Origin of the sequence: Streptomyces amakusaensis (assembly GCF_039532665.1) — a bacterium.
Taxonomy (GTDB): domain Bacteria; phylum Actinomycetota; class Actinomycetes; order Streptomycetales; family Streptomycetaceae; genus Streptomyces; species Streptomyces amakusaensis.
Map to the genome: position 1 here is coordinate 264,005 of NZ_BAAASB010000006.1, position 20,342 is coordinate 284,346.

The 20,342-nt window shown below is 71.5% G+C and carries 27 protein-coding genes; 17 read left to right on the forward strand and 10 right to left on the reverse strand.

Annotation, left to right across the window (positions count from 1 at the left end; genetic code table 11):
• Window positions 1-99: 99 nt before the first annotated feature.
• The 8 genes from ABD371_RS13340 to ABD371_RS13375 all read left to right on the forward strand — a co-directional run bounded on the left by ABD371_RS13340 (window position 100) and on the right by ABD371_RS13375 (window position 7,233).
• Window positions 100-924: a hypothetical protein gene (locus ABD371_RS13340; protein WP_344476282.1), complete on the forward strand. Its 825-nt coding sequence runs from the start codon at window positions 100-102 to the stop codon at window positions 922-924.
• Window positions 911-3,298, forward strand: coding sequence for a hypothetical protein (locus tag ABD371_RS13345; RefSeq protein WP_344476284.1), 2,388 nt, complete (start codon window positions 911-913; stop codon window positions 3,296-3,298). Before ABD371_RS13340 ends, ABD371_RS13345 begins: the two co-directional genes overlap by 14 nt.
• On the forward strand, window positions 3,291-3,518 hold the full coding sequence (locus ABD371_RS13350; RefSeq protein WP_344476286.1) for a hypothetical protein: 228 nt from the start codon (window positions 3,291-3,293) through the stop codon (window positions 3,516-3,518). The genes ABD371_RS13345 and ABD371_RS13350 overlap by 8 nt, the downstream gene beginning before the upstream one ends.
• Window positions 3,515-4,165 (forward strand): hypothetical protein, encoded by a 651-nt coding sequence (locus tag ABD371_RS13355; protein ID WP_344476288.1) that lies wholly within the window; start codon window positions 3,515-3,517, stop codon window positions 4,163-4,165. Before ABD371_RS13350 ends, ABD371_RS13355 begins: the two co-directional genes overlap by 4 nt.
• A gap of 40 nt (window positions 4,166-4,205) precedes the next feature.
• A complete protein-coding gene (locus tag ABD371_RS13360) occupies window positions 4,206-5,060 on the forward strand; it encodes a peptidoglycan-binding protein (RefSeq protein WP_344476291.1) in 855 nt (284 codons plus the stop codon).
• Between the two features lie 76 nt (window positions 5,061-5,136).
• Window positions 5,137-5,370, forward strand: coding sequence for a hypothetical protein (locus ABD371_RS13365; RefSeq protein ID WP_344476293.1), 234 nt, complete (start codon window positions 5,137-5,139; stop codon window positions 5,368-5,370).
• A complete protein-coding gene (locus tag ABD371_RS13370) occupies window positions 5,357-5,611 on the forward strand; it encodes a hypothetical protein (protein ID WP_190121098.1) in 255 nt (84 codons plus the stop codon). The genes ABD371_RS13365 and ABD371_RS13370 overlap by 14 nt, the downstream gene beginning before the upstream one ends.
• A gap of 101 nt (window positions 5,612-5,712) precedes the next feature.
• Window positions 5,713-7,233 (forward strand): alpha/beta hydrolase, encoded by a 1,521-nt coding sequence (locus ABD371_RS13375; RefSeq protein ID WP_381733670.1) that lies wholly within the window; start codon window positions 5,713-5,715, stop codon window positions 7,231-7,233.
• Between the two features lie 22 nt (window positions 7,234-7,255).
• Here ABD371_RS13375 and ABD371_RS13380 read toward each other — a convergent pair whose 3' ends face one another.
• Window positions 7,256-8,140: an NAD(P)-dependent oxidoreductase gene (locus tag ABD371_RS13380; RefSeq protein WP_344476296.1), complete on the reverse strand. Its 885-nt coding sequence runs from the start codon at window positions 8,138-8,140 to the stop codon at window positions 7,256-7,258.
• Between the two features lie 488 nt (window positions 8,141-8,628).
• On the opposite strand from ABD371_RS13380, the gene ABD371_RS13385 reads away from it, so the two are divergent.
• Window positions 8,629-10,590 (forward strand): YncE family protein, encoded by a 1,962-nt coding sequence (locus ABD371_RS13385; protein ID WP_344476298.1) that lies wholly within the window; start codon window positions 8,629-8,631, stop codon window positions 10,588-10,590.
• Window positions 10,591-10,665: 75 nt separating this feature from the next.
• Here ABD371_RS13385 and ABD371_RS13390 read toward each other — a convergent pair whose 3' ends face one another.
• The 3 genes from ABD371_RS13390 to ABD371_RS13400 form a co-directional block, all read right to left on the reverse strand.
• Window positions 10,666-11,157: a GNAT family N-acetyltransferase gene (locus ABD371_RS13390; RefSeq protein WP_344476300.1), complete on the reverse strand. Its 492-nt coding sequence runs from the start codon at window positions 11,155-11,157 to the stop codon at window positions 10,666-10,668.
• An 89-nt stretch (window positions 11,158-11,246) separates the two neighbouring features.
• Window positions 11,247-12,344 carry an FG-GAP repeat domain-containing protein gene (locus ABD371_RS13395; protein WP_344476302.1) on the reverse strand — a complete coding sequence of 366 codons (1,098 nt, stop codon included), beginning with the start codon at window positions 12,342-12,344 and terminating at the stop codon, window positions 11,247-11,249.
• Complete coding sequence (locus ABD371_RS13400; protein WP_344476304.1) at window positions 12,341-12,793, reverse strand: integrin alpha; 453 nt, start codon at window positions 12,791-12,793, stop codon at window positions 12,341-12,343. The genes ABD371_RS13395 and ABD371_RS13400 overlap by 4 nt, the downstream gene beginning before the upstream one ends.
• Window positions 12,794-13,208: 415 nt before the next feature.
• Between ABD371_RS13400 and ABD371_RS13405 the strand changes: the two genes are divergently transcribed.
• Window positions 13,209-13,802, forward strand: coding sequence for a dihydrofolate reductase family protein (locus tag ABD371_RS13405; protein ID WP_344476307.1), 594 nt, complete (start codon window positions 13,209-13,211; stop codon window positions 13,800-13,802).
• Window positions 13,803-13,863: 61 nt separating this feature from the next.
• On the opposite strand, the gene ABD371_RS13410 is transcribed toward ABD371_RS13405, so the two are convergent.
• On the reverse strand, window positions 13,864-14,454 hold the full coding sequence (locus ABD371_RS13410; RefSeq protein ID WP_344476309.1) for a GNAT family N-acetyltransferase: 591 nt from the start codon (window positions 14,452-14,454) through the stop codon (window positions 13,864-13,866).
• 134 nt (window positions 14,455-14,588) lie between these two features.
• On the opposite strand from ABD371_RS13410, the gene ABD371_RS13415 reads away from it, so the two are divergent.
• The 4 genes from ABD371_RS13415 to ABD371_RS13430 all read left to right on the forward strand — a co-directional run bounded on the left by ABD371_RS13415 (window position 14,589) and on the right by ABD371_RS13430 (window position 16,833).
• Window positions 14,589-15,380, forward strand: coding sequence for a hypothetical protein (locus ABD371_RS13415; protein WP_344476311.1), 792 nt, complete (start codon window positions 14,589-14,591; stop codon window positions 15,378-15,380).
• Between the two features lie 174 nt (window positions 15,381-15,554).
• Window positions 15,555-15,992: a hypothetical protein gene (locus ABD371_RS13420; RefSeq protein ID WP_344476313.1), complete on the forward strand. Its 438-nt coding sequence runs from the start codon at window positions 15,555-15,557 to the stop codon at window positions 15,990-15,992.
• The gene (locus ABD371_RS13425) at window positions 15,989-16,579 is read left to right on the forward strand and encodes a hypothetical protein (RefSeq protein WP_344476315.1); all 591 of its coding nucleotides are present in this window, start codon (window positions 15,989-15,991) and stop codon (window positions 16,577-16,579) included. The genes ABD371_RS13420 and ABD371_RS13425 overlap by 4 nt, the downstream gene beginning before the upstream one ends.
• A complete protein-coding gene (locus tag ABD371_RS13430) occupies window positions 16,576-16,833 on the forward strand; it encodes a hypothetical protein (protein WP_344476317.1) in 258 nt (85 codons plus the stop codon). The genes ABD371_RS13425 and ABD371_RS13430 overlap by 4 nt, the downstream gene beginning before the upstream one ends.
• 13 nt (window positions 16,834-16,846) lie before the next feature.
• Here ABD371_RS13430 and ABD371_RS13435 read toward each other — a convergent pair whose 3' ends face one another.
• The 5 genes from ABD371_RS13435 to ABD371_RS13455 form a co-directional block, all read right to left on the reverse strand.
• Complete coding sequence (locus ABD371_RS13435) at window positions 16,847-17,119, reverse strand: hypothetical protein (protein ID WP_344476319.1); 273 nt, start codon at window positions 17,117-17,119, stop codon at window positions 16,847-16,849.
• Entirely contained in the window at window positions 17,103-17,615 is a 513-nt protein-coding gene (locus ABD371_RS13440; RefSeq protein WP_344476320.1) for a hypothetical protein, read from the reverse strand. The genes ABD371_RS13435 and ABD371_RS13440 overlap by 17 nt, the downstream gene beginning before the upstream one ends.
• A 17-nt stretch (window positions 17,616-17,632) precedes the next feature.
• On the reverse strand, window positions 17,633-17,857 hold the full coding sequence (locus ABD371_RS13445) for a DUF397 domain-containing protein (RefSeq protein ID WP_344476322.1): 225 nt from the start codon (window positions 17,855-17,857) through the stop codon (window positions 17,633-17,635).
• Between the two features lie 30 nt (window positions 17,858-17,887).
• Window positions 17,888-18,280 carry a hypothetical protein gene (locus ABD371_RS13450; protein WP_344476324.1) on the reverse strand — a complete coding sequence of 131 codons (393 nt, stop codon included), beginning with the start codon at window positions 18,278-18,280 and terminating at the stop codon, window positions 17,888-17,890.
• A gap of 216 nt (window positions 18,281-18,496) precedes the next feature.
• Complete coding sequence (locus tag ABD371_RS13455) at window positions 18,497-18,754, reverse strand: hypothetical protein (RefSeq protein WP_344476326.1); 258 nt, start codon at window positions 18,752-18,754, stop codon at window positions 18,497-18,499.
• 151 nt (window positions 18,755-18,905) lie between these two features.
• On the opposite strand from ABD371_RS13455, the gene ABD371_RS13460 reads away from it, so the two are divergent.
• From ABD371_RS13460 to ABD371_RS13470, 3 genes are read left to right on the forward strand one after another with little or no spacing between them, the layout of a single operon-like run.
• On the forward strand, window positions 18,906-19,721 hold the full coding sequence (locus ABD371_RS13460; protein WP_344476328.1) for a helix-turn-helix domain-containing protein: 816 nt from the start codon (window positions 18,906-18,908) through the stop codon (window positions 19,719-19,721).
• Complete coding sequence (locus tag ABD371_RS13465) at window positions 19,718-19,933, forward strand: DUF397 domain-containing protein (RefSeq protein WP_344476329.1); 216 nt, start codon at window positions 19,718-19,720, stop codon at window positions 19,931-19,933. Before ABD371_RS13460 ends, ABD371_RS13465 begins: the two co-directional genes overlap by 4 nt.
• Before the next feature lie 46 nt (window positions 19,934-19,979).
• Complete coding sequence (locus tag ABD371_RS13470) at window positions 19,980-20,195, forward strand: DUF397 domain-containing protein (RefSeq protein WP_344476330.1); 216 nt, start codon at window positions 19,980-19,982, stop codon at window positions 20,193-20,195.
• The last annotated feature ends 147 nt before the right edge of the window (window positions 20,196-20,342 follow it).

Sequence of the window (20,342 nt, forward strand, 5' to 3'; positions counted from 1 at the left end):
GACCCGAACAACCCTGAGAGCCGGCCGCACGCCCCTGCGGCCGGCTCTCGTCATGAGCTGACAAAGAGCTGACGAAGACAACGAGACGAGGTGAAACCCATGGGCAACCTCTGGATCGGAACACCTGGTGCCCTGCACGAGATCGATCAGGCGGCCAAGAGCTTCGACCGCTCCGCCGAGCTGGGTGTCAACGAGTTCAAGGCGCTGGGCGGACGGGTCACGCTGACCCGAAATCCCTCGGCCGTACGGAGGGTCAAACTCGGCTGGGAGCTGCTGGCCCCGCGCCACGCGCGGCTGTTGGACCGGCTGGCCCGGCGGCTCGACGGGTCGGGGCCGCTGGTGCTGGTGGACCCGGCGGCGGGGAATGTGCTGGATCTGCGGCAGGCGGCCGGGAAGGGCGACCCGGGCCAGACGGGGATGAACCAGTGGTTCAAGGTGTCGGTGACCGGCACGGTGGTGGAGTCGGCGACGGTGCCCGGGACCTTCTCCTTCACCGCGACCGACGTCACGGGCAAGCTCGCCTGGCGGGCCCGTACCTGGTCGAACTTCCCGGTGGCGCCCGGTATGCGGGTGTCCTTCCACGCCCCGGGGGCCTTCGCGGCGCTGCCCACGGTCACGGCGCAGGTCGACTTCAAGAAGGCGGACGGCACTTATCTGTCGACCGTCAGCGCCAACGGCCCGCTGGTCACGGCCACTGTTCCGGCCGAGGCCGCGTTCGCCACCCCCTGCGCGGCCCCCGGGGCGATCGGCACCTATTCGCTTGCCGGGGCCTGTCTGACGTACGGAGGCCCGGCCGAGCAGGACGTCCCTGGGGACGGGATGCCGCCGATGGGCATCACCGGCTACAGCGACACGCCCGCGCGCCCGCAGCCCTACCGTTCCATCGGCCTCGATCTGGTGGAGGTGTCCAGTGCAACCGGCTGACGACACCACCAAGGCCGCGCTCGCCGCTGGGGAGCGGACGGCCACCCACACCACCCGGCTCGGCGGCCGGGACGTCTCCGCGCAGGTGCAGTCCTGGCAGGTGGAGCGGTCGTACGCGACCGATCTGCCGGAGGCGATGCGAGCCTTCGCGGGAAGCTCCGCAGCCCAGTTCCAGCTTCAGCTGTCGGGTACGGGCGGCAAGTCCTCGCCCGAGCTGTACTCGCCGTGGGCGCAGCGCGCCAGCGGCGATGCGGCGCGGCCCGGCCAGTCGGTGGTCCATGAGGCCGGGGTCGGGGGCGGTGGCGCGCTGCCGGCCTTCCGGGGCACCCTGCGCAACAGGTCGGCGGCGTCCGGCTCGGACACCGTGGAGCTGTCCGCGCTGGACGGCGCGGAGCGGCTGCGCGGTCCGGCGCAGCTTCCGCGTCCGTACACCGGGCTGTGGTGGCGGCGGCCGGTGGCCACCGCCACCTGGTGCGTGGACGAGCTGCTGCGTCAGGCGGGCATCCATAGTTCGCCGCCGCCGCGTGCCCCGGAGTTCCAGCCGGATCAGCCGCTGTCGCTGGTGCACGCCACCCTGCACGGCGGCTTCGCCACCCCGTACGGGATGCCGGAGGATCTGCCCGATCCGCGTCACTACACCTGGACCAGGGCCGGGGCGCCGCACGAGATGGCGCTGGTGCCCAGGGGTACGCCGCCGGGTGGCAAGGGCGTGATGATGTCCTGGTTCCCGCGCTCCAGGGTGACCTGCCCCGGCAGCAAACTGTTCGCCGAGGTGTGGGTGAACACCGCGCTCGGGACGGGGGACACGGCACGGATAGAGCTGGAGCTGAACCGTTCCGGGACCGCCACCGGCACTCTCTTCGTCGAGGTGGATTTCGTCGCGGGCACGGTCACCGTCGGCTCCGAGAGCTCCGCCACCCAGGGGGGGACCTGGGTGTGGAGCCAATGGGGCGCCGCGATGAAGGCTCAGCGGGGGGTGTGGCATTTCGGCGCGTTCTTCGATCTGACCGCCTCGGGCAGCACCGTGCAGCCGGTGGTCCATCCCCGGCTGACCGCCCCCGACGGTACTCATTTCGCCGGCACGGCGACCCCGATGACCCCTGGTTTCGGCCAGCAGGTCTCGTCCGAGCTGCGGAAGGTCCGGCTGGTGACCTCCATGGCGGCCGAGGGCCTCCAGGTCACGGCGGGGCTGCCGGGGATTCCCACCGCGGAGGAGTTCGCGCACACCGGCACCTGGACCAAGACGGCCACGCTCGACGAGCCGATTCTGCCGCTGATGGTGATTCCGAAGGTGTCGGGCTCCCAGTGGGAGGCGATCACCCAGATCGCCAAGGCCAGTCTGTCGACGGCCGAGATCGATGAGCGCGGCATGTTCCGCTGGCGTAATTTCACGCGCTTCGCGACCGTGCCGACCTCGCCGGATCTGACCCTGACGACCGTGCGGGACATCGCCTCGCTGACGCTCACCGAGGAGATCGACGCCTGCCGCAACTACTGTGTGCAGCCCGTCAAGGACTGGTCGGCGGTGGGGATTGTCGAAGGCGCGGTGGTCAACGACACCGAGATCCGCGAGATCCCGCCGTACGGCTCGCTCACCGTCTCGTACACCTTCGCCGAGGAAGAGCTGGACATCGGTCCGCCGGACACGGACGACGACTCGGTCCACACCTATGGATCGTCGTTCCGGGTCGCGCCCTACTTCGCGGGAGGGGCGTTCGCCATCAAGGGAGCGGTGGACGCGCTGATCCGCCGTGAGGAGGGGTACGTCGTCCTGCGGCTCACCAACCGCACCCCACTGCGGCTCTACACCATCACCAAGGACGGCAAGCCTTCCGTCCGCATCGTCTCCCTCAAGCCGAGCCGCGAGCCGGTGGAGCGGCAGTCGGTCTCCTATCGGCCGGGCAGCGCCAGTGAGCGCTTCTACGGTCGGCAGGAGTTCTACGCCGAGGCCGACGAGTGGATACAGGACTCCCGTGCCGCGCAGCAGCTCGCCAACGCGATGCGCGCGGCGGGCGAGTACCCGGTGCCGGTCATGGGCGATGTCCAAGTGCTTTACGACCCCCGGGTGCAGCTCGGAGATGTGGTGCGGATCCAGGACCCCGGCGGGGCGGTCCTCGACACCCTCGCCTGGGTCGTCGGCATCAGCACGACGGCGGGCGGCGACGGCGGTGTGCAGCAGACGCTCAGCCTGCGCGGCACCCGCTCCAACGGTGTGCCCACCGACACCGGTCTGACCCCGGACGGGCCGGTGGCCCCGCCCCCGCCGGATCTGTTCGCCACCTACGCGTCGGTGAAGACGGCGTATCCGACGCTGGCGGCGCTGCTGGCGGCCAGGGGGACCTGGCGCGAGGTGAAGGAGAACACCGGTGTCTGAGCAGAACAGCCAGAACAGCCAGAACAGCCAGGAGATCCGGGAGAGCACCGCCCCCGAGCCCGCCGGCCACTCCACCCCGATGACGGTGGTGGTGGAGCCGGGAACCCCGCCCCCGCCCGTAACGCCCGCTCCGCCCGAGCCCGGCGCCGCCGCACCCACCGCTTCGACAGTCACCCCGCCGTACGGCACCGAGATCCCCAAGGAGGGCGAACCCGTATGACCATCCAGTACACACCCCTGAGCGCGCTGCCCTATCCCCAGCCGACCGACCCCGCCGATCTGCCCGCCCATCTCAAGAGCCTCGCGGAGGCCGCCGACGGCCGGACGGTCCTGCGGTTCGCCGACGCCGCCGCCCGTGATGCCAAGGTGACCGCCCCGGCCGCCGGGATGATCGCCTGGATCGGGACTCCGGGCAGGCTGATGTACTACACCGGATCCGCGTGGGTGCCGGTCGCGCCCGTCCCGGTCTTCCGGGCGAACCTGGACGACGGGGACACCACCTCCCTCACCTTCACCGAGACCCTGGCGAACTCCGCGGGCGGGGCGCTCACGGCGACCTTCACCGTGCCCGCCTCGGGGCAGGTCGTCATCGGGGTCGGCAGCTACACCCGCTGCTCGGCGGCCTCTGCCATCGCCTTCATGGGGGTCAATCTCCGCAACGCCGCCGGGACGGTGGTGAACGCCGCCGCCGACTCTCAGGCTGCGGCCTCTCCCCACACCGGCCGGACCTCGGTGGCCACCCAGTTCCTGGTCACCGGGCTGGCCGTAGGAACGGTCCACACGGCCACCGCCGCCTATCGGTCGAGCGTCACCGGCAACACCGCCTTCTTCGACTCCCGTTACCTCCGGATCGACCCCATCCCGTAGAGAGCCATCCGCCCGACACCCATCCAGGAGGCCGTCACCCATGGCCACACCCCTGACCGCCGACGCCTTCGTCCGCGCCCTGCGCGACGAAGGCGTCCGCGTTCGCGAACATCCCGACTGGAAGACCCGCAACCGCAACCACAAGGGCCGTTGGGGCCCGGTGCACGGTGTGATGCTGCACCACACCGCCGGGCGCGACAGCCTCGCCCTGTGCCGCGACGGCACCCGGAGCCTCCCCGGGCCGCTGTGCATCGGCCTGATCAGCAAGGACGGTACGGTCCATCTGCTCGGGCACGGGCGCACCAACCACGCGGGCGACGGCTCGGCGGCCCTGCTCGCGGCCGTACGCGCGGGCGCGCGGGCGCCGGCCCGGCCGGGGCCGGACGCCGTCGACGGCAACGCGCACTTCTACGGGTTCGAGATCGAGAACCTGGGCGACGGCCGCGACCCCTACCCCGCCGTCCAGCTGGACGCCGCCGAACGGGTCTCGGCCGCCGTGTGCCGGGCGCACGGCTGGTCCGCCGAGAGCGTCGTCGCCCACAAGGAGTGGACCAGACGCAAGATCGACCCGTCCTTCTCGATGACGGGGATGCGCGGCCGGGTCGCCACCCGGCTGCGCGCCGAAGGCCCCCCGCCGAAGCCGGTGTACGAGCCGTTCCCCGGCGCGGCCTTCTTCGTCCCGGGCCGCCGCAGCCCGCTGATCACGGCGGTCGGGCGGCGGCTGGTCGCCGAGGGCTGCGGCCGGTACACGATCGGGCCCGGCCCCCGGTGGGGCGATGCCGACCGGGTCTCGTACGCCGCCTGGCAGCGCAAGCTCGGTTACTCGGGCTCCGACGCGGACGGGGTGCCCGGCCGCGCCAGCTGGGACCGGCTGAAGGTCCCCCGTACCTCCTGAAACCCCCGTACCCACTGAATCCCCGAACCCACTGAACACATGAACCACCCACACGCCTGACCGCGGAGGCACCACCATGAACGAACCTGCGCGCAGAGCGCTGCGCACCGCTGTCCAGGTCCTCTTCGCCCTGCTCGCCGCCCTTCCCCTGCTCGCCGACGACCCCGGCGTCGCCGATCTGCCGGCGCTCGCCGCGCTGATCGCGGTCGCCGGGGCGGTCAGCCGGCTGATGTCCGTACCGGCGGTGGAGCGGGTGCTGCCGCCCTGGCTGCGAGGACGGAAGGAGGAGGACGCCCATGAATCCCAGTGAGGCCGAAGGCGTCGCCATCGAACTGGAACGGCTGCGCCGCGCCGTGGACGTCGGCTTCGCCACCACCCGCGGCGATCTGGCGCTGCTCCTCCAGCGCGCCGATCAGACCGACAAAACCCTCGGCGACCACGAGGACCGCCTCGACGCCCTCGAACGCTCCCGCTGGCCGCTGCCCTCCCTGGCCGCGCTCACCTCCTGCGCCGCCCTGACCATGACCCTCTGGCAGTCCGCCGGTCGCTGACCGTCGGCCACCGGCCGCCCGGCCCGCCCGGGGGCTGTCCCCACCCAGGGTGTACAGCCCGCCGGATGGGCCGGGGCGGCCGGATGGACGAGCCTGAAGGCATGATGAATTTACCGACCAGCAGCATCGCTCTCGCTCTCTCCGCCTCCGCCGTCGCGGCGGTTCTCTCCGGTACGGGTACGGGTACGGGTACGGGGGCCGCGGTATCCGAAGTGCGGGCCGGGGCGGCGGCGGGAGCGCTGCGGTGGACGCCGTGTGCGCAGAAGGACGGGCCGGTGGACCAGGAGTGCGCCTCGCTGTCGGTGCCGGTGGATTACGCGAAGCCGGACGGGCCGCGGATGACGGTCGGGGTGTCGCGGCTGAAGAGCGAGCGGCCCCAGGCGCGGCGAGGGGTGCTGCTGGTGCTGGCCGGGGGGCCGGGGGGCTCGGGAGTGCAGCGGCTGGGGCAGAAGGGGGCGGCGCTGCGGGCGGAGACGGACGGGGCGTACGACTTGGTGACGCTGGATCCGCGCGGGGTGGGCCGGAGCACGAGGGCGAGCTGCCGGCTGCCGGCGGACGATCGGATGCTGGTCAACTTCCGTCCGTGGCCCGGTGCCGACGGCGGCATCGAGGAGACCGTGGAGCGTTCGCGGCGGGTGGCGCAGGCCTGTGCGGAGCACGGCGGGGCGGAGCTGTTCAGCTTCAGCAGCGCGAATCAGGTGCGGGACATCGAGCGGTTCCGGCAGGCGCTCGGGGCGGAGAAGCTGTCGGCGTGGGCGCACTCCTACGGGGTGTACGTGGGGGCGCTGTACGCGCAGAAGTACCCGGAGCGCACCGACCGCTGGGTCCTCGACAGCGGTGGGGACCCGGACCACCGGAAGGTCGCGCAGAAGTGGATGACCAACACCGGGCGTGCGGTGGAGGACCGTTTCCCCGACTTCGCCGCGTGGGCGTCCGACCCGGCGCGGGAGCCCGCGCTGCGGCTGGCGGAACGGGCGGAGGAGGTGCGTCCGCTGGTGCTCGGGCTGGCGGCGGAGCTGGACCGCAGGCCGAAGGGGACGACGACTCCGAACACGCCGCTCACCGGGAACGCCCTGCGGCAGGCCCTGCACACGGCGCTCTACAGCGACAGCGCCTTCGAGTCCTTCGCCCGGCTGGTGCGGGACGCCCGGGATCCGGAGCGTGTTCCGGTGCTGCCGGGGGCGCTGGTCAACCCCATATCGGACGAGGACGCGGCCGTCGCGACGGCCGTCATCTGCAATGACGTCCGCTGGCCCGCTTCGGTCCCGGAGTACCGGCGCGCGGTGAGCGCCGACCGCGCCCGCTATCCGCTCACGGCGGGGATGCCCGCGAACATCATGCCCTGTTCCTTCTGGCGGGCCCCCGCCGAGAAGCCCGCCCGGATCACCTCCGAGGGGCCGTCCAACATCCTGGTGGTCCAGGCCCTCCGCGACCCGTCGACCCCGCACTTCGGCGCGGTGAAGCTGCGTGAGGCGCTGGGCCGCCGGGCCCGTCTGGTCTCCGTCGACGCGGGCGGGCACGGGGTCTATCTGGGGGTGGGCAATGCCTGCGCCGACCGGACGGTGACCGGGTTCCTCACCACGGGCGAGCGTCCGGAGGGCGACATCCGCTGCGAGAGCTGACCCGTTGGGCCTTGAGCGGGCCTCAGGGCGACGGCTTCTTCAGCAGCTCCACCAGGCTGGAGAAGCTGTCCGCCCCGTGCCCGGCGGCCGTGCCGCGCCGGAAGAGGGCGGCGACCGCGGCCGGGAGGGCGGTGTCGACGCCCGCGTCGGACATGGTGTGCAGGACGTGTTCGACGCTCGCCTCGCCCATGGCCAGCCGGTCCACGTCCCCGCCGTGCTCGCCCGCGTCGATGCGCCCCGCGTAGAAGCGGAGGAAGCCCGGCATGGCGTTCATGGTGGACTCGGCGTGCGGGAGGATGTCCGTCGCGCTCAGCCCGTTGGCGTCGGCGAGGGCGACCGCCTGCCAGTAACTCAGCATCGAGGTCCAGAACATGCCCATGCCGATCTGGTACATCAGGGCCGCGAGCCCCGGGTCCTCGCCCTGGTAGTCGGTGCGGGTGAGGGATTCCAGCGTCGCCCGGTGGCGTTCGAAGGGTTCGCGCGGGCCGCTGTAGAAGGACGAGGACTCCGGCTGTCCGATGCCGGACGGCGGCACGGTGACCCCTCCGGCGATCATCACCGCGCCCTGCCGGCTCATCCACTCCGCGCCCGCACGGGTCTCCTCCGGGGTGTCGGAGCTGAGATTGACGACCACCCGGCCCGCGAGCGCCCCGGCGGCCGGGGCCGGCTCCAGGAGCTGACGCATCGCGGCGTAGTCGGTCAGGCTGAGGATCACCAGCTCGTTCGCGGCGAGTGCGTCCGCCACGCTCTTCGCGAGGATCGCGCCGCGCTCGACCAGTCCGTCCGCCCGGGAGGCGGTGCGGTTCCAGACGGTGACCTCGTGGCCCCGGTCGAGGAGGGCGGTGACCATCGCGCGGCCCATGGGGCCGAGTCCGACGACGGTGACGGGCTGAGGGGTACCGGACATGTGGGGTCTCCTAAAACGAACGCTCTATTTAGTGGTTGGGGGAGACCGTAGCACAGTAGATAGAGCGATCGTTCTAGAGATGGGGAAAGGGGGCGTGCGGGAAAGTTGTCCACAGGCTGTGGATGAATTCGCACGCCGCGCCGCGCACCGGCCCGCATTCGCCCCCGGTCCAACGATCCACCGGCTCCGCTGTCACCGCACCCCGGCGGAACGCGCGCGCACCCGCAACGGACCAGTGGCCGGACCGCGCTGACGGAACATCCGCCCGGAGCGCCCCCGAACTGCCGCCCTGGATCTCCGTAATGACATCGTTGCAGGTTATTGCGGTGTGAAGGGGCATGAACATGCCTTACGCTCCCTCCACAGGCCGCGCCCCGGGAGCCGTTTTCGGCACTTCGTCACGGGTGTCGCGCGGCGCACTTCCTCGCGTTCTCACGCGATTCCTTGTGGGGGTACCAGTCACTGTGCGCAGGCGCAGCATCTCTACCGTGACGGCGACCGCGACGGCGCTCGCGGTCCTCTTCAGCTCCGCAGCCCTCGTCGCGGGCACCGCGGGAACGGCCGCGGCCGACTCCGCCAGGGTGCTGCCGGTGAAGTCCGTGGTCGACGTCGTCGTGGACAGCGTCCACAGGCGCGTCTTCGTCTCGGACCCGTTCTCCGGCAAGATCGTCGCCACCGACTACGCGGGCAAGGTCGTCGCCACCGTCGGCAATCTGCCCGGTGTGCAGGGCCTCGCGCTCTCCGGCGACTCCCGTCAGCTGTACGCGGCCGTCCCCGGCGACGACTCGATCGTCTCCGTCGAGACGCGCTCGGTCACCCAGACCGCCCGCTACCCGATCGGCGAGGGCACCGACCCCCAGCATCTCGCGGTCGTCGGCGACAAGATCTGGTTCGGCTACGCCGGGGACATCGGCCTGCTGGACCTCTCCGGTGCCGAGCCCGTCGTCACACTCGGCCGGCAGCACGCCGACTCCACCATGGACGGCCCGCCGCTGCTCAAGATCGCGCCCGGGGCCCCGGACACGCTGGTCGCCGTCGACACGCGGTCGGTGTCGGGCGTCCTGGAGACGTACGCCGTCGCCGGTGACACCCTGACCCGGACGGCTCTCGGCAAGAGCGGCAGCAGCACCGACGACGCCGAGATCACCCCGGACGGCGGCAAGCTCGTCACCGCCACCGGCGGTAACGCCCTGCTGGCCTGGAACACCTCGGACCTGACCCAGTCCGGCAGGTACACCAGCTCGTACGGCGCGAACTCGGTGGCCATCGCCCCCGGCGGCACGCTCGCCGTCGGCGCGTTCGCCTGGTACGACCCCGATGTCTTCGTCTACCGGCCCGGTTCCGCCGCGTCGGTACGGCAGTACGACTTCCCGAACACCGGCGGCCACAGCGGCGGCGACACCCTCGTCCCCGGCGGCCTCGCCTGGGACACCTCCGCGGGCCGGCTCTTCGCGGTGAGCGTCAACTCCGGCAACGCGTTCTCGCTGCGGACCATGGACGACCCCGTCAAGGCGCTCCCGAGGCTCACGGTCGACGCCCCCGCGAAGGCCACCCGGGGCAAGTCCCTCAAGGTCAGCGGCAAGCTGACCGCGACGCTGGCCTTCCCGGCGGGTACCGAGGTCTCCGTCGTACGCACCGACGCGGAGTCCCCGAAGGGCAAGTCGCTCGGCAAGAAGAAGGTCGCCGGGAACGGGTCCTACTCCTTCAACGACACCCCGCACTCCGGCGGCAAGGTCACCTACAAGGTGAGCTACGCGGGCGGCAAGGACCACGCGGGGGCGAGCGCCTCCGACAAGGTCGACGTCTCGCGCTCCAGGGCGACCCTCTCGCTGGACAAGAACAACAAGATCTACAACTACGACAACACGGTCAACTTCACCGCGAAGCTGGGCAAGACCTACAAGAACCGCACGGTGAAGCTGTACGCGGACCCGGCCGGGGACGGCAAGGGCCGCAAGCTCGTCAAGACCGGCAAGGTCAACGGCAGCGGCACGATCTCCGTCAAGGTGAAGCTCACCCGCGACACGACCGTCACGGCCGTGTACGACGGCGACTCCCGCACCTCGTCCGCGTCGGCGAAGACCTGGGTCGGCACCCGCGCGAAGGTGTCCACGACGGTGGTCGGCCACTACAAGACGGGCAAGCTCGGAGGCCAGACCTACTACCACTTCAAGAAGTCCAAGGAACCGCGCTTCGACACCCGGATGAACCACTACCAGGGCCGCCAGCAGCGGATGACCGTGGAGTACCAGTACCGGGGCGACTGGTACAGCATGGGCGACATGTACTTCGCCCTGGACCGGGCCGGCCTCTCCAAGGTCTGGTACACCGTCGAACGCACGGTCGGCGAGCGGCTGCGGATGCGTTCCGCGTACATCAACGGCAGCTCCGGCGACACGGTCAACTCGACCGCGTACGGCTCCTGGAAGTACTTCACCTTCACCCGCTGACCCGCTTTTGGGCCCCGCCACGGCGAGCACCTCGCCGTGGCGGGGCCCTTCGGCGTTCTCGGAACGGGCTGCCGGTCAGGCCGGCTCGATCCGGTAGAACCGCAGCTCGCTGTCCTCGGCGACCTGCCGCATCCCCACCGCCTCCAGCACCCGCCGCGAGCCGATGTTGTCCAGGTCGGTGTCCGCCTCCACCCTTACGACGCCCAGCTTCCACGCCAGTTCCAGCAGCGCCCGCACCGCCTCGGACGCGTACCCCTCGCCCCGCGCCGAGACGATCAGGCCGTACCCGATCGTCACCGAGCCGCGCCCGTCCGGCGGCCGGTGGAAGCCCGCCCCGCCGATCGCCCGCCCGTCCGCCCGGCGGCGGATCTCGTACGCCCCGAACGGCCGGGGGTCGCCCTCCTCGGCCCAGACCCGGAGGAAGCGCCGCGCCCCGGCCCGGTCGCCCTCGTCCGGGTATCCGTCCGCCCGCTCCTCGCCGGGGTCGGGCGCTCCGGCGGCCAGCCGCTCGGCCTCGGCGCGGGTGAGCGGGTGCAGTACGAGCCTGGGGGTGATGATGTCGTCCACCCCGATGGGGTACCACGGGGTACGGCGCGGGCGCACCCGGAAATCGGGGCCGCCGGGCGGGGGCCGGTGCGGGCCCGGTGCGGCCCGGCTCAGCCGGTGTACCGCTCGCCGAACCGCTGCCAGGCGGCGGTCGACACGCCCATGGCCTTGCCGCCGAAGACCGAGGAGCCGGCGGCGGTGAGCCCGGTGGAGTTGGACGTGAAGAACCACACCGACCCGGCGTTCTTGTTCTCGCCGATCGCGGTGACGGCGAGATCCTTGCGGCCGTCGCCGTTGCCGTCGATGAACTTCGCCCGCGAACCGAACATGTCGTCCTTCTCGGCCGTGCCGGGCACCCCCTTGGTGTCCTGGGTGAACTCCCGGGCCCCGGTGACGGTCGGGCCGTTCTTGCCCCCGCGCAGGGCGATCAGGGTGCCGGCGTTCGCCTTGCCGCCCACCGTCTTCCTCGCGCCGATCGCGATGTCCTCGTACCGGTCGCCGTCCGTGTCCCCGATGGAGACGGCCGAGCCGAAGGCCCAGGTGTCGCGTGTGGAGCCCGGCACACCGGGGGTCTCCAGGTGGAAGAAGCGGGACTTGGCGTCCACGGGCCCCTTCGCGGAGCCGGGGAGGTAGGTGATCTTTCCGCCGGGCGGGATGTCGGGGCCGTGTTCGCCCTTGTAGGTCTCGCCGACGACGATGTCCTCGAAGCCGTCCTTGTTCACGTCGCCGACGTCGAGCGCGTCACCGCGCACCAGCTCGCCGAGGTGGTTGTCCACGGTCCGGTGGGGGGCCATGCCCTGGCGCGTGCCCTTCCAGAAGAAGAGGTTGGGGGCGTCGATGTCCGATTCGCGCCATCCGATCATCCCGACGAGGTCGGTGATCCCGTCCTTGTCCACATCGCCCGCCGCGAGAGCTTCGAGAGTGCGGTCCCCGCCGCGGTCGTCGGCGGGTGTGAACGTCCTGCGGGCCGGAGCGCCGTCCTTGGTGAACGGCCCGTGCAGGACCCAGATGCTGCCGTCCCCGTCGGCGGTGGCGAGGTCCGGGCGGCCGTCGCCGTCGAAGTCTCCAGCCGCCTGGGAGGTGGCGAGACCGTCCGTGACGCCGGCCGGGGCCGCTCCGCGCGCCAGGCCCTTGGGGCTGCCCCAGATCACGGTGAGTTCGAGGGGATTCCCCTCCCTGGGCGGGACTCCCTTCCCGTACGAACTCACCACCAGGTCCGGTAGCCGTCCTGGTCGAAGTCGGCGGAGCCGAGGCCGAACCTGAAGTAGTCGAAGTCCGCGGGAGTTCCGGGAATCCCCTTGCTCCCCCGGTGGAGGACCTGCTTCCCCGGGGTCCCCGAGGTGCCCGAGATGTTCAGACCCGACTTCGAGCCGTACACCACGGAGACATGGCCCGCCGGGCGCTTCCCGCCGACCGTCGCGAACGGTGAGCCGACGGCGAGGTCCTGGTATCCGTCACCGTTGAAATCGTCCTGTGCCTTTCCCTTCGGCTTCTTCGCCGGGGCGGCCGGGGCGGCCGGGGCGGCCTGGGCATTCGCCTGGGCGGCGGGGGCGGCGGCGAACGCGGCCGGAGCGGCCAGGGGGCCGAGCACCGCGATCGCGGCCAGCAGCCCCAGCGCGCGTGCCGCGCCGCGTCTGTGCGTGCTGGGTGTATTCATGAGCATCCTCATTCGGATCGAGCGGTGTCCCACCCCGGCTCGACCTTCACGTCGTCGGAAGGGTTGTGCCGGGGCGCGGTATCACTCGGCGTCGCGCTGCGTGATACCCACTGCGCGCACGGTCCGTGAACTGGCGGACGGCTCCGGCACGGCGGACCCTGGAAGGGAGGCCACCGTGAAGGGAGGCCGTGTCAACGGGAATCCGACCCCGGCGTGGATGTTCTTCCAGCCGCGACCCCGCCCTCGAATTCGATACGAGCCCTCGTCGCCCAGGTGGCGGGGGCTTCGGCGACTGCCCGGGGAGTGGTGTGGCGCGGATCACGGTGGCGCGATCGGTGAATTCCGATGACCTTTGACGCGTACGGCGGTCTCCCCTGTCGTACAGCCACCGTGAACGAGAAGAAGTGAGACCCTCATGCGCATCCTCATCAGCGAGTTCATCAGCCTGGACGGCGTCGTGCAGGCCCCCGGCGGACAGGGCGAGGACGACGACGGCGGCTTCGCGCACGGCGGCTGGTCGCACCCGTTCTTCGACGCGGAGGTCGTGGGCGGGGCCTTCGTCGACGCGACGGCCAACGCCGGCGCGCTGCTGTTCGGGCGGCGCACCTGGCAGACGATGGCCGGGGCGTGGCCGGAGCGGGCCGGGGACCCCTTCGCGGACAAGCTCAACGCGCTGCCGAAGTTCGTCGTCTCCCGGACGCTGGGGGAGTCGGATCTGACGTGGAACACCACGCTGATACCCGGCGACGAGCTGGTGGCCGGCATCCGCGAGCTGCGCGAGCGCGACGGCGGCGATCTGGTGGTCATGGGCAGCCCCACGCTGGTGCGTACGCTGCTGAGCGAGGGCCTGGTCGACGAACTCCGGCTGATCATCATGCCGGTGCTGCTCGGCGGCGGTAAGTCGATCTTCCCGGACGACGGCGGGCTCCGGGCCCTCGAACTCGTCTCCTCCGTCACCAGTGACGCGGGTGTGAATGTCTGCGTCTACCGGCCGGCCGGCAAGGCGTAGGGCCTGGGCGCGGGAGTGTCCGCGGGCCGGGTGGTCGCCCGGCCCGCGCTTCGGGAGGGGGTCAGGCGCGCGCCTCGCGCCACATGCCCCACAGCTCGGGCCCGCCGCCCGGCAGGGTCATCCGCTCGCGCACGGTGAAGCCGAAGTGCTCGTAGAAGGGCAGATTGGCCTCCTTGGAGGACTCCAGGTAGGCGGGCAGGCCCGCCGCGTCGGCCTTGGCCAGGCCCGAGCGCAGCAGCGCGGCCCCATGCCCCTGGCCCTGCGCGGCGGGGTCGGCCCCGACCACCGCGAGGAACCAGTGCGGCTCCGAGGGGGTGTGCTTGGCGGACGCCTCGACGGCCTCCCCGAACAGCCCGGCGCGGTCGCCGAGGATGGCCATCAGCTCCTGAATGGTCTCCGCGTCGGGCACGGCCTGAGCCTGGGGCGGCACCCAGAAGGCGGCGGCGGCCGGGGTGACCTCGCACACGGCGCTGTGGGCGTACTGACGAGTGAAGATCGTGGTGAAGTAAGCGGCCAGCGAGGCCTTGCGTGAGGCCTCGTCGGGGAAGAACCAGCGCATCATCGGGTCATCGTCGAAGGCAAGGGCCAGGGCACGGCTGACCAGCTCGGCGTCGTCGATTGTTGCCGTCTTCGGCACGTTTGTTATCGCCATACGGACATTCTGCATATGGTGAACTTCGGGGCTTGCGTGGGGTCCTGGCCCGTCGGCGCGGCCGGGGCCGCTGTCGGTACCGGGAGGTAGCTTTCCCTGTACTCGACCGTCGCACCTCAGGGGGGAACAGCACTGTGCGCAAGGGACTTGATCATTTCCTGCCGGTTCTGACCGAGCGGATACCCGAGCTGGCCCCCCTCGCCCTGCGGGCGACCGCGCTGCGCCCGAGGCCCGGGACCCCCACCGCCCGCGACAGCTCCGTCGGCGGCCCGGTGCTCTGGCCCGCCGACGAACCCTGGCCCCACTGCGAGCAGCCCGGCCACGCGGTCATGGGCGGCGAGACCCGCCCGGCGGGCCGGGTCCCCCTGGTGCCGGTGGTGCAGCTCTTCGCCCGCGATGTGCCCGAGTTGCGCTTTCCCGAGGGCAAAGACCTCCTGCAACTGCTCTGGTGCACCCTGATCCACCCCCGGGAGCAGGACGCCCCGCTGCCCGCCCTCCACTGGCGCGCGGAGGCCGACGTCCTCGCCCGTGGTGTGCTGCGGGACATCCCCCGGCCCGCCGAGGGCGAGTACGAGGACGAGTTTCTGCCCACCCCGCCCTGCACCGTGTCACCCGTCGTCTCCGTCGACCATCCGAACCAGGATCTGCCCGAGGACCTCAGAGCCCGCGTCCTGGAGCTCGACCAGGGCTTCGACCGCTACCCCGAACTGGCCTGTGTGCTGGAGACCAAGGCCGGCGGATACCCGGCCTGGATCCAGCCGCCGGACTGGCCCGTCTGCGACTGCGGCGAGCGCATGGAGCACCTCCTCAGCGTCACCGGGGACGAGCACGTCGACATGGACATGGGCGACGGGGGAGGCGTGTACGTCTTCCTCTGCCGCCGCTGCCCCGGTTTTCCCGTCGCCCACCGCCACGATTGCCACTAGGGCCGCGTAGAACGCCCGGACGAGGTGCTGCTCCGGCGGACGCATCACGAGCCCACGGCGGAGCCGGAGCCCGGGTGGCGGCACCGCCGCTGCTGACCGTGATCTGCCCGCGCGCGCTGCCGCGCACGTCCTGGTCGGCCGAAGTACCGTGGTCATGGACGGGAAGGATCCGCCGTGAGCGGCACACCCGAGGCGTTCGAGATCGGCCGGCGGCTCGCCGCGCTGCACAGCAGCCTGGAGGAACGCCCGAAGGAATTCGAACTCCTGGGCAGGAGCTGGGACTTGCTGCCCGGTGTCTTCGCCCCGGTCCGCACGACGTCCACCGAGGTGTTCAGCGCCTGGCTGCCCTACCCGCCGGGCGGCACGGAGAAGGGCCGTCTCTTGCTCGGGTTCAACAGCCTCGGCAACCTCGACCGCCTCAACCGGCTGGCCGCCGGATGCGGGCTGCGCACCGTCACCCGGCGCAGCGTCTCCCGGCAGGCCGGGGACTTCGCCGTCGACTTCCTTCTCCTGGAGTTCCTCCCTCGCCCGGCGGCACGGCCTGCCCGGGGCTTCCGTACGGTGGGGCCCGGAGCAGCCGTGCGGGGACGAGCGGGACGGGGGCGGGAATGACCGCGTACAGAGAGCCGGTGTGGAGTGTTCCGCTGGCCGGGAGACGGGTGGAGATCCCGTCCAGCCTGCGGGGGGTCCGGGCGGCGCTGGAGGAGGCACGGGCCGCCGAGTTCGACGCCGAGGCGGTGCGTACGCCGGGGGCGAGCCTGGTCTACACCGTGCTCGACTGGGCGCTGCCCCGGTGGGCGGCGGCCGAGGACCCCGCCGCGGTCGCCCGGCTGCGGGCGGGGGACTTCACCGGGGTGCTGGACGGCGAGGGCAGGCCGGTCGCCCCCAGCCACCCGCCGCGCGACCCCGTCACCGGCGAGCGCCCCTCCGCCACGTACAAGACGGGCTTTCCCGTCGGCTCGGTCACCTTCCCCGCGACGATCGAGGGGATCCGCGCGGAGCTGCGCGGTGAGCGGCTCGCGGAGTTCGAGCGGGACATCGTGAGCGTGCCGGCGCAGGAGCTGGTCTACGCGACGCTGCGCTGGGGGTATCCGCCCGAGCGGCTCGCGGAGGAGGATGCCCTGATCGACCGGCTCAAGGCCGAACTCTTCGCGGGCGTCCCCCGCCGCGACGAGTCCGATCCGGGGGACGACGCGTGACCGGATACCGCATCCAGTACGCGGGCGAGGCCGAGAAGGTCCGCGCCCAGATGCCCTCCTTCTTCCGCGCCCGCTTCGACGCCGAGATCGCCCGCACCCTCGGCCGGAACCCCTACGGCCACGGCTCGGGCCCGGCCGGTCCGCCGAGGGAGAAGGACCGCCGGCACGCCACCGTCGCGGGTGCGCTCGTCCGGTACTACATCGCGGGAGCGCCGGTGCTGGTCGTCACGACGGTCGAGATCGTCCATCTCTGACGAGGGATCCGGCTCAGCCGAAGGACTTCCGGAACGTCTCCTCGAAGGCGGCCTGAACGGCGGCCTCAACGGTTTCCCAGCGCAGTCCGTGCTCCTCGGCCCGGCCCTCCAGCTCTTCCTTCACCTCGTCCCAGTGCCACTCGCACCAGAAGTCGGCATTGCCGACGACTGATTCCCAGCCTCCCGACTCCCGGTACGCGAAGTCGCCGGCCCGTCCTTCCGCCTCCTCGCGTGCGTCGCCGATCAGTTCTGCCACAGCCGTCGACCCGTCACTCGGCTCGCTCATGGCGGACCTCCCTGTCTCCGAGCGGGCAGCGCAGCTCGGGGCTGGAGCGGTTGGGGGAGCAGGTCACCAGGGCGACCGAATGGAAGACGCTACCCCCGAGATAGTGGCCCAGCGCAACATCCCCGCCTTGGGCCAGCCGCTCGACCGCCGCCCTGACCAGCATCGCCGTGCGGGCGGGGTCCCGCTCCTGGTCCGACGCGAACCGGGGTGCGTACGCGGCCAGTTGGAGCCCGAGCCATTCCCCGGCCTCCTTCGGCTCCTCCCAGGTCCCGCGAATCGCCGAGCCCGGTTTCATCAGCCAGTGCGCCGTCTGGATCGGCGGGACCTCCGTTGCCCTGAACCCGGCGACCACCTCCCGGTACCGCTCCACGAGCCGCTGCCCGGCCGGGTCCCCCGGCGCGGCGGGCGGGGGCGGGTCGGGGTGCGGTGGCCGCCGGAGGGCCTCGTCGTCGAAGGCCCGCTTCTCTCCGGTCCAGGTGTAGCCGTGGTGGTGCACTGTCGCCGCTCCGTTGCTCAGGAGGAGCGCCCGAAGCGCGCGGGGTCGACGCCCGCCGCGTCCAGCTCCGCCGTGGTGAACCGCAGCGGCTCGGCGGCCGGCCGCTTGCTGTCGCCCACGGCCCACGCGTCCGGACCGATCCGGGCGAGCGTCACACATGCCTCGCCGTCCGGGTGGGTGTTACCGCCGCAGGCCTTCGAGAACTCGGCTCCCTCGATGGGGAGGTCGTACAGATCGGTCATCGCCGTGCCCTTCTTCTGAGGGGTGTCGGATCAGCGGTGGGCCCGGGTCTGGGCCCGGTCCTGGACGGGGGCGTTCGACAGGGGGCAGCCGGTGCCGGTGGTTGCGGTGGTGTGGGGGGCGAGACGGTTGCGGGTGATGTGGGTGAGGCGACCGCAGTGGGGGTCGGGGCAGCGAAGGGCGGTGACGGCGCCGGTTTCGTGGTCGCGGAGGACGTGGGAGTGGGAGGTGGGGGGTGTGTTGTGGGCGCGGACCTGGACGCCCCAGCGGGTGAGGCGGGCGGCGAGCCAGGGGGCGTGGACGTCGTAGGTGCGGGCGATGGCGCGGAGCGAGTCGCCCCGGGTGTAGCGGGTGATGACGGTGTCGCGGTCGACGATGACGCGTTCCCGCGCGGTCGCCTTCTCCTCTTTTGTGCGGCCTGGCACCGCTGCCTCCTGCTCTGTTCGGGATGTGGGGGTACGGGGGTACGGGGTACGGGGGTACGGGTGTACGGGGCAGGGAACCGGGCCGTGGGGCCCGGTTCCCTCTTCCTCGGCCGGACGGGGGTGACGGGTGACGGGCCCGCCGCCCGGCCGAGGGGGCCGCTCCGCGCGATTTCCCGCGGCACCGGGGGATGCCGCCGCGCCGGAGCGGGGTCCAGGTCAACGCCAGGAGGTCCCCTTGCGGCTGTTGGCGTTGCGCTCGGCCAGCTCCGAGGAGATCCGTTCGGCGACGGTGGCCGGGCGGAGGTCGGCGGCCGGCGCTTCCCACTCGCGTCCACCGCACGGGGGCCGAAGCGCGTAGTGCCTGCCGCACTCCTCCATCACCACGCCCACCCGCTCGATGCGGATGTCGTACGCGAGTGTGCCGATCTCCAGATCTCGACCCGTGTCCTCTTCGGGCTGTGGGCTGTTGGTCATCCGGCCGCCTCCTTGCTCGCTCCCCGGATGGTTTCGGTGGGTGACCAGATGAGCACAACGCGCCCTGGGTGCGGTGCAGTTAAGCCAGGGTGCTGAACATCTCGAACGTCGTTCGAGCACACCAAAAAGACAGAGAGAGCAGGTCAGAGCGATGGAGCATGACGCGACCCAGGAACCGTTAAATCCCGTTGAGCAATTCGGTGTCCATGTGCGGGAGATGCGTACGGCCCGGGACATAAGCGTCCGGGGCCTGGGCTCCGCCATCGGGTACTCGGGGGCCTACGTCTCCACGGTGGAGAACGGGAAGCAGGTGCCGAGCGAGAAGTTCGCGACCGGGTGCGACCGGGTGTTTGGCACCGGGAGCATGCTGCTGCGGCAGTGGCAGGCGGCGGTGGAAGGGGACCACCCGAGCTGGTTCGAGCCGTACACCCAGCAGGAGCGGAAAGCGGTGAAGATCCTCGACTACACCACCCTCTTCATACCCGGGCTTTTCCAGACCCCGGAGTACGCCCGCGCGCTCTACCGGGCGAGCGCGCCACGGCTCTCGGCGGTCGCCATCGAGTCCCGGCTGGCCGCTCGGATGCGCCGCCATGAGGTGCTGGAGCAGGACAATCCGCCGGAGTTGTGGATGGTGTTGCACGAAGCCTGCCTGCGTACGCTCGTCGGCTCCCGCCAGGTGATGGCCGAGCAGCTCGAACGGCTGGTGGCGGAGGCGGAAGCGCCCAATGTGACCCTCCAGCTCATGCCCTTCAGCACGGTACCGTCGATCAGCGCCGCCTTCACTCTGCTGACGTTCGACCGGAAGCCGACCGTTCTGCATGTCGAAGGCCCCCACGGGGGCAGGCCGGTGGAGACGCCGAGGGTCGTGGCCAGGGCCCTGTCGATCTTCGACCGGCTGCGGGCCGAGGCGCTGGGGCATGATGCCTCTGTCGCACGCATTCAAGAGATCCGCAAGGAGTACCTATGACGTCCGATTTCGATCCGCAGGCCGCCGTCTGGGTCAAGAGCACCTACAGCGGCCCTGACGGCGGCACCTGCATCGAGTGGGTCCCGGCGCACGCTTCCGTCACCGGCACCGTTCCGGTTCGTGACAGCAAGCGTCCGTCCGGTCCGGTCCTGATGGTGTCCGCCCCGGCCTTCGCCGGTCTGGTCACCCTCGCCCGCTCCGCCGACCTGTAGATCCGCACAACCCCTCCCGAGCACCGCCGATCTCGAAGGAGTACGTATGACGTCCGAATTCGATCCGCAGGCCGCTGTCTGGGTCAAGAGCACCCACAGCGGCCCTGAGGGCGGCACCTGCATCGAGTGGGTTCCGGCGCACGCGTCCGTCACCGGCACGGTGCCCGTCCGGGACAGCAAGCGTCCGACCGGTCCGGTCCTGATGGTGTCCACCCCGGCCTTCGCCGGTCTGGTCACCCTCGCCCGGACCATCACCCTGTAACCCCCCCGAGCCCCGCCGCTTCCCATTTCCCGGAGCGGTGGGGCTCGGTCGCACTCCATCCGCGTCACAGCAGAGCCCATCGGGAGACCCATCACCCGGGGATGAGTCCCGCCCGGCAAATCCCCGGCCGGTAACGGAGTTCACGGA

Coding starts and splice junctions, on each gene's coding strand:
- ABD371_RS13340 (WP_344476282.1), top strand. CDS start 100: ATGGGCAACCTCTGGATCGGAACACCTGGTGCCCTGCACGAGATCGAT.
- ABD371_RS13355 (WP_344476288.1), top strand. CDS start 3,515: ATGACCATCCAGTACACACCCCTGAGCGCGCTGCCCTATCCCCAGCCG.
- ABD371_RS13360 (WP_344476291.1), top strand. CDS start 4,206: ATGGCCACACCCCTGACCGCCGACGCCTTCGTCCGCGCCCTGCGCGAC.
- ABD371_RS13365 (WP_344476293.1), top strand. CDS start 5,137: ATGAACGAACCTGCGCGCAGAGCGCTGCGCACCGCTGTCCAGGTCCTC.
- ABD371_RS13370 (WP_190121098.1), top strand. CDS start 5,357: ATGAATCCCAGTGAGGCCGAAGGCGTCGCCATCGAACTGGAACGGCTG.
- ABD371_RS13375 (WP_381733670.1), top strand. CDS start 5,713: ATGATGAATTTACCGACCAGCAGCATCGCTCTCGCTCTCTCCGCCTCC.
- ABD371_RS13380 (WP_344476296.1), bottom strand. CDS start 8,140: ATGTCCGGTACCCCTCAGCCCGTCACCGTCGTCGGACTCGGCCCCATG.
- ABD371_RS13400 (WP_344476304.1), bottom strand. CDS start 12,793: ATGAATACACCCAGCACGCACAGACGCGGCGCGGCACGCGCGCTGGGG.
- ABD371_RS13405 (WP_344476307.1), top strand. CDS start 13,209: ATGCGCATCCTCATCAGCGAGTTCATCAGCCTGGACGGCGTCGTGCAG.
- ABD371_RS13410 (WP_344476309.1), bottom strand. CDS start 14,454: ATGGCGATAACAAACGTGCCGAAGACGGCAACAATCGACGACGCCGAG.
- ABD371_RS13425 (WP_344476315.1), top strand. CDS start 15,989: ATGACCGCGTACAGAGAGCCGGTGTGGAGTGTTCCGCTGGCCGGGAGA.
- ABD371_RS13435 (WP_344476319.1), bottom strand. CDS start 17,119: ATGAGCGAGCCGAGTGACGGGTCGACGGCTGTGGCAGAACTGATCGGC.
- ABD371_RS13445 (WP_344476322.1), bottom strand. CDS start 17,857: ATGACCGATCTGTACGACCTCCCCATCGAGGGAGCCGAGTTCTCGAAG.
- ABD371_RS13455 (WP_344476326.1), bottom strand. CDS start 18,754: ATGACCAACAGCCCACAGCCCGAAGAGGACACGGGTCGAGATCTGGAG.
- ABD371_RS13460 (WP_344476328.1), top strand. CDS start 18,906: ATGGAGCATGACGCGACCCAGGAACCGTTAAATCCCGTTGAGCAATTC.
- ABD371_RS13465 (WP_344476329.1), top strand. CDS start 19,718: ATGACGTCCGATTTCGATCCGCAGGCCGCCGTCTGGGTCAAGAGCACC.
- ABD371_RS13470 (WP_344476330.1), top strand. CDS start 19,980: ATGACGTCCGAATTCGATCCGCAGGCCGCTGTCTGGGTCAAGAGCACC.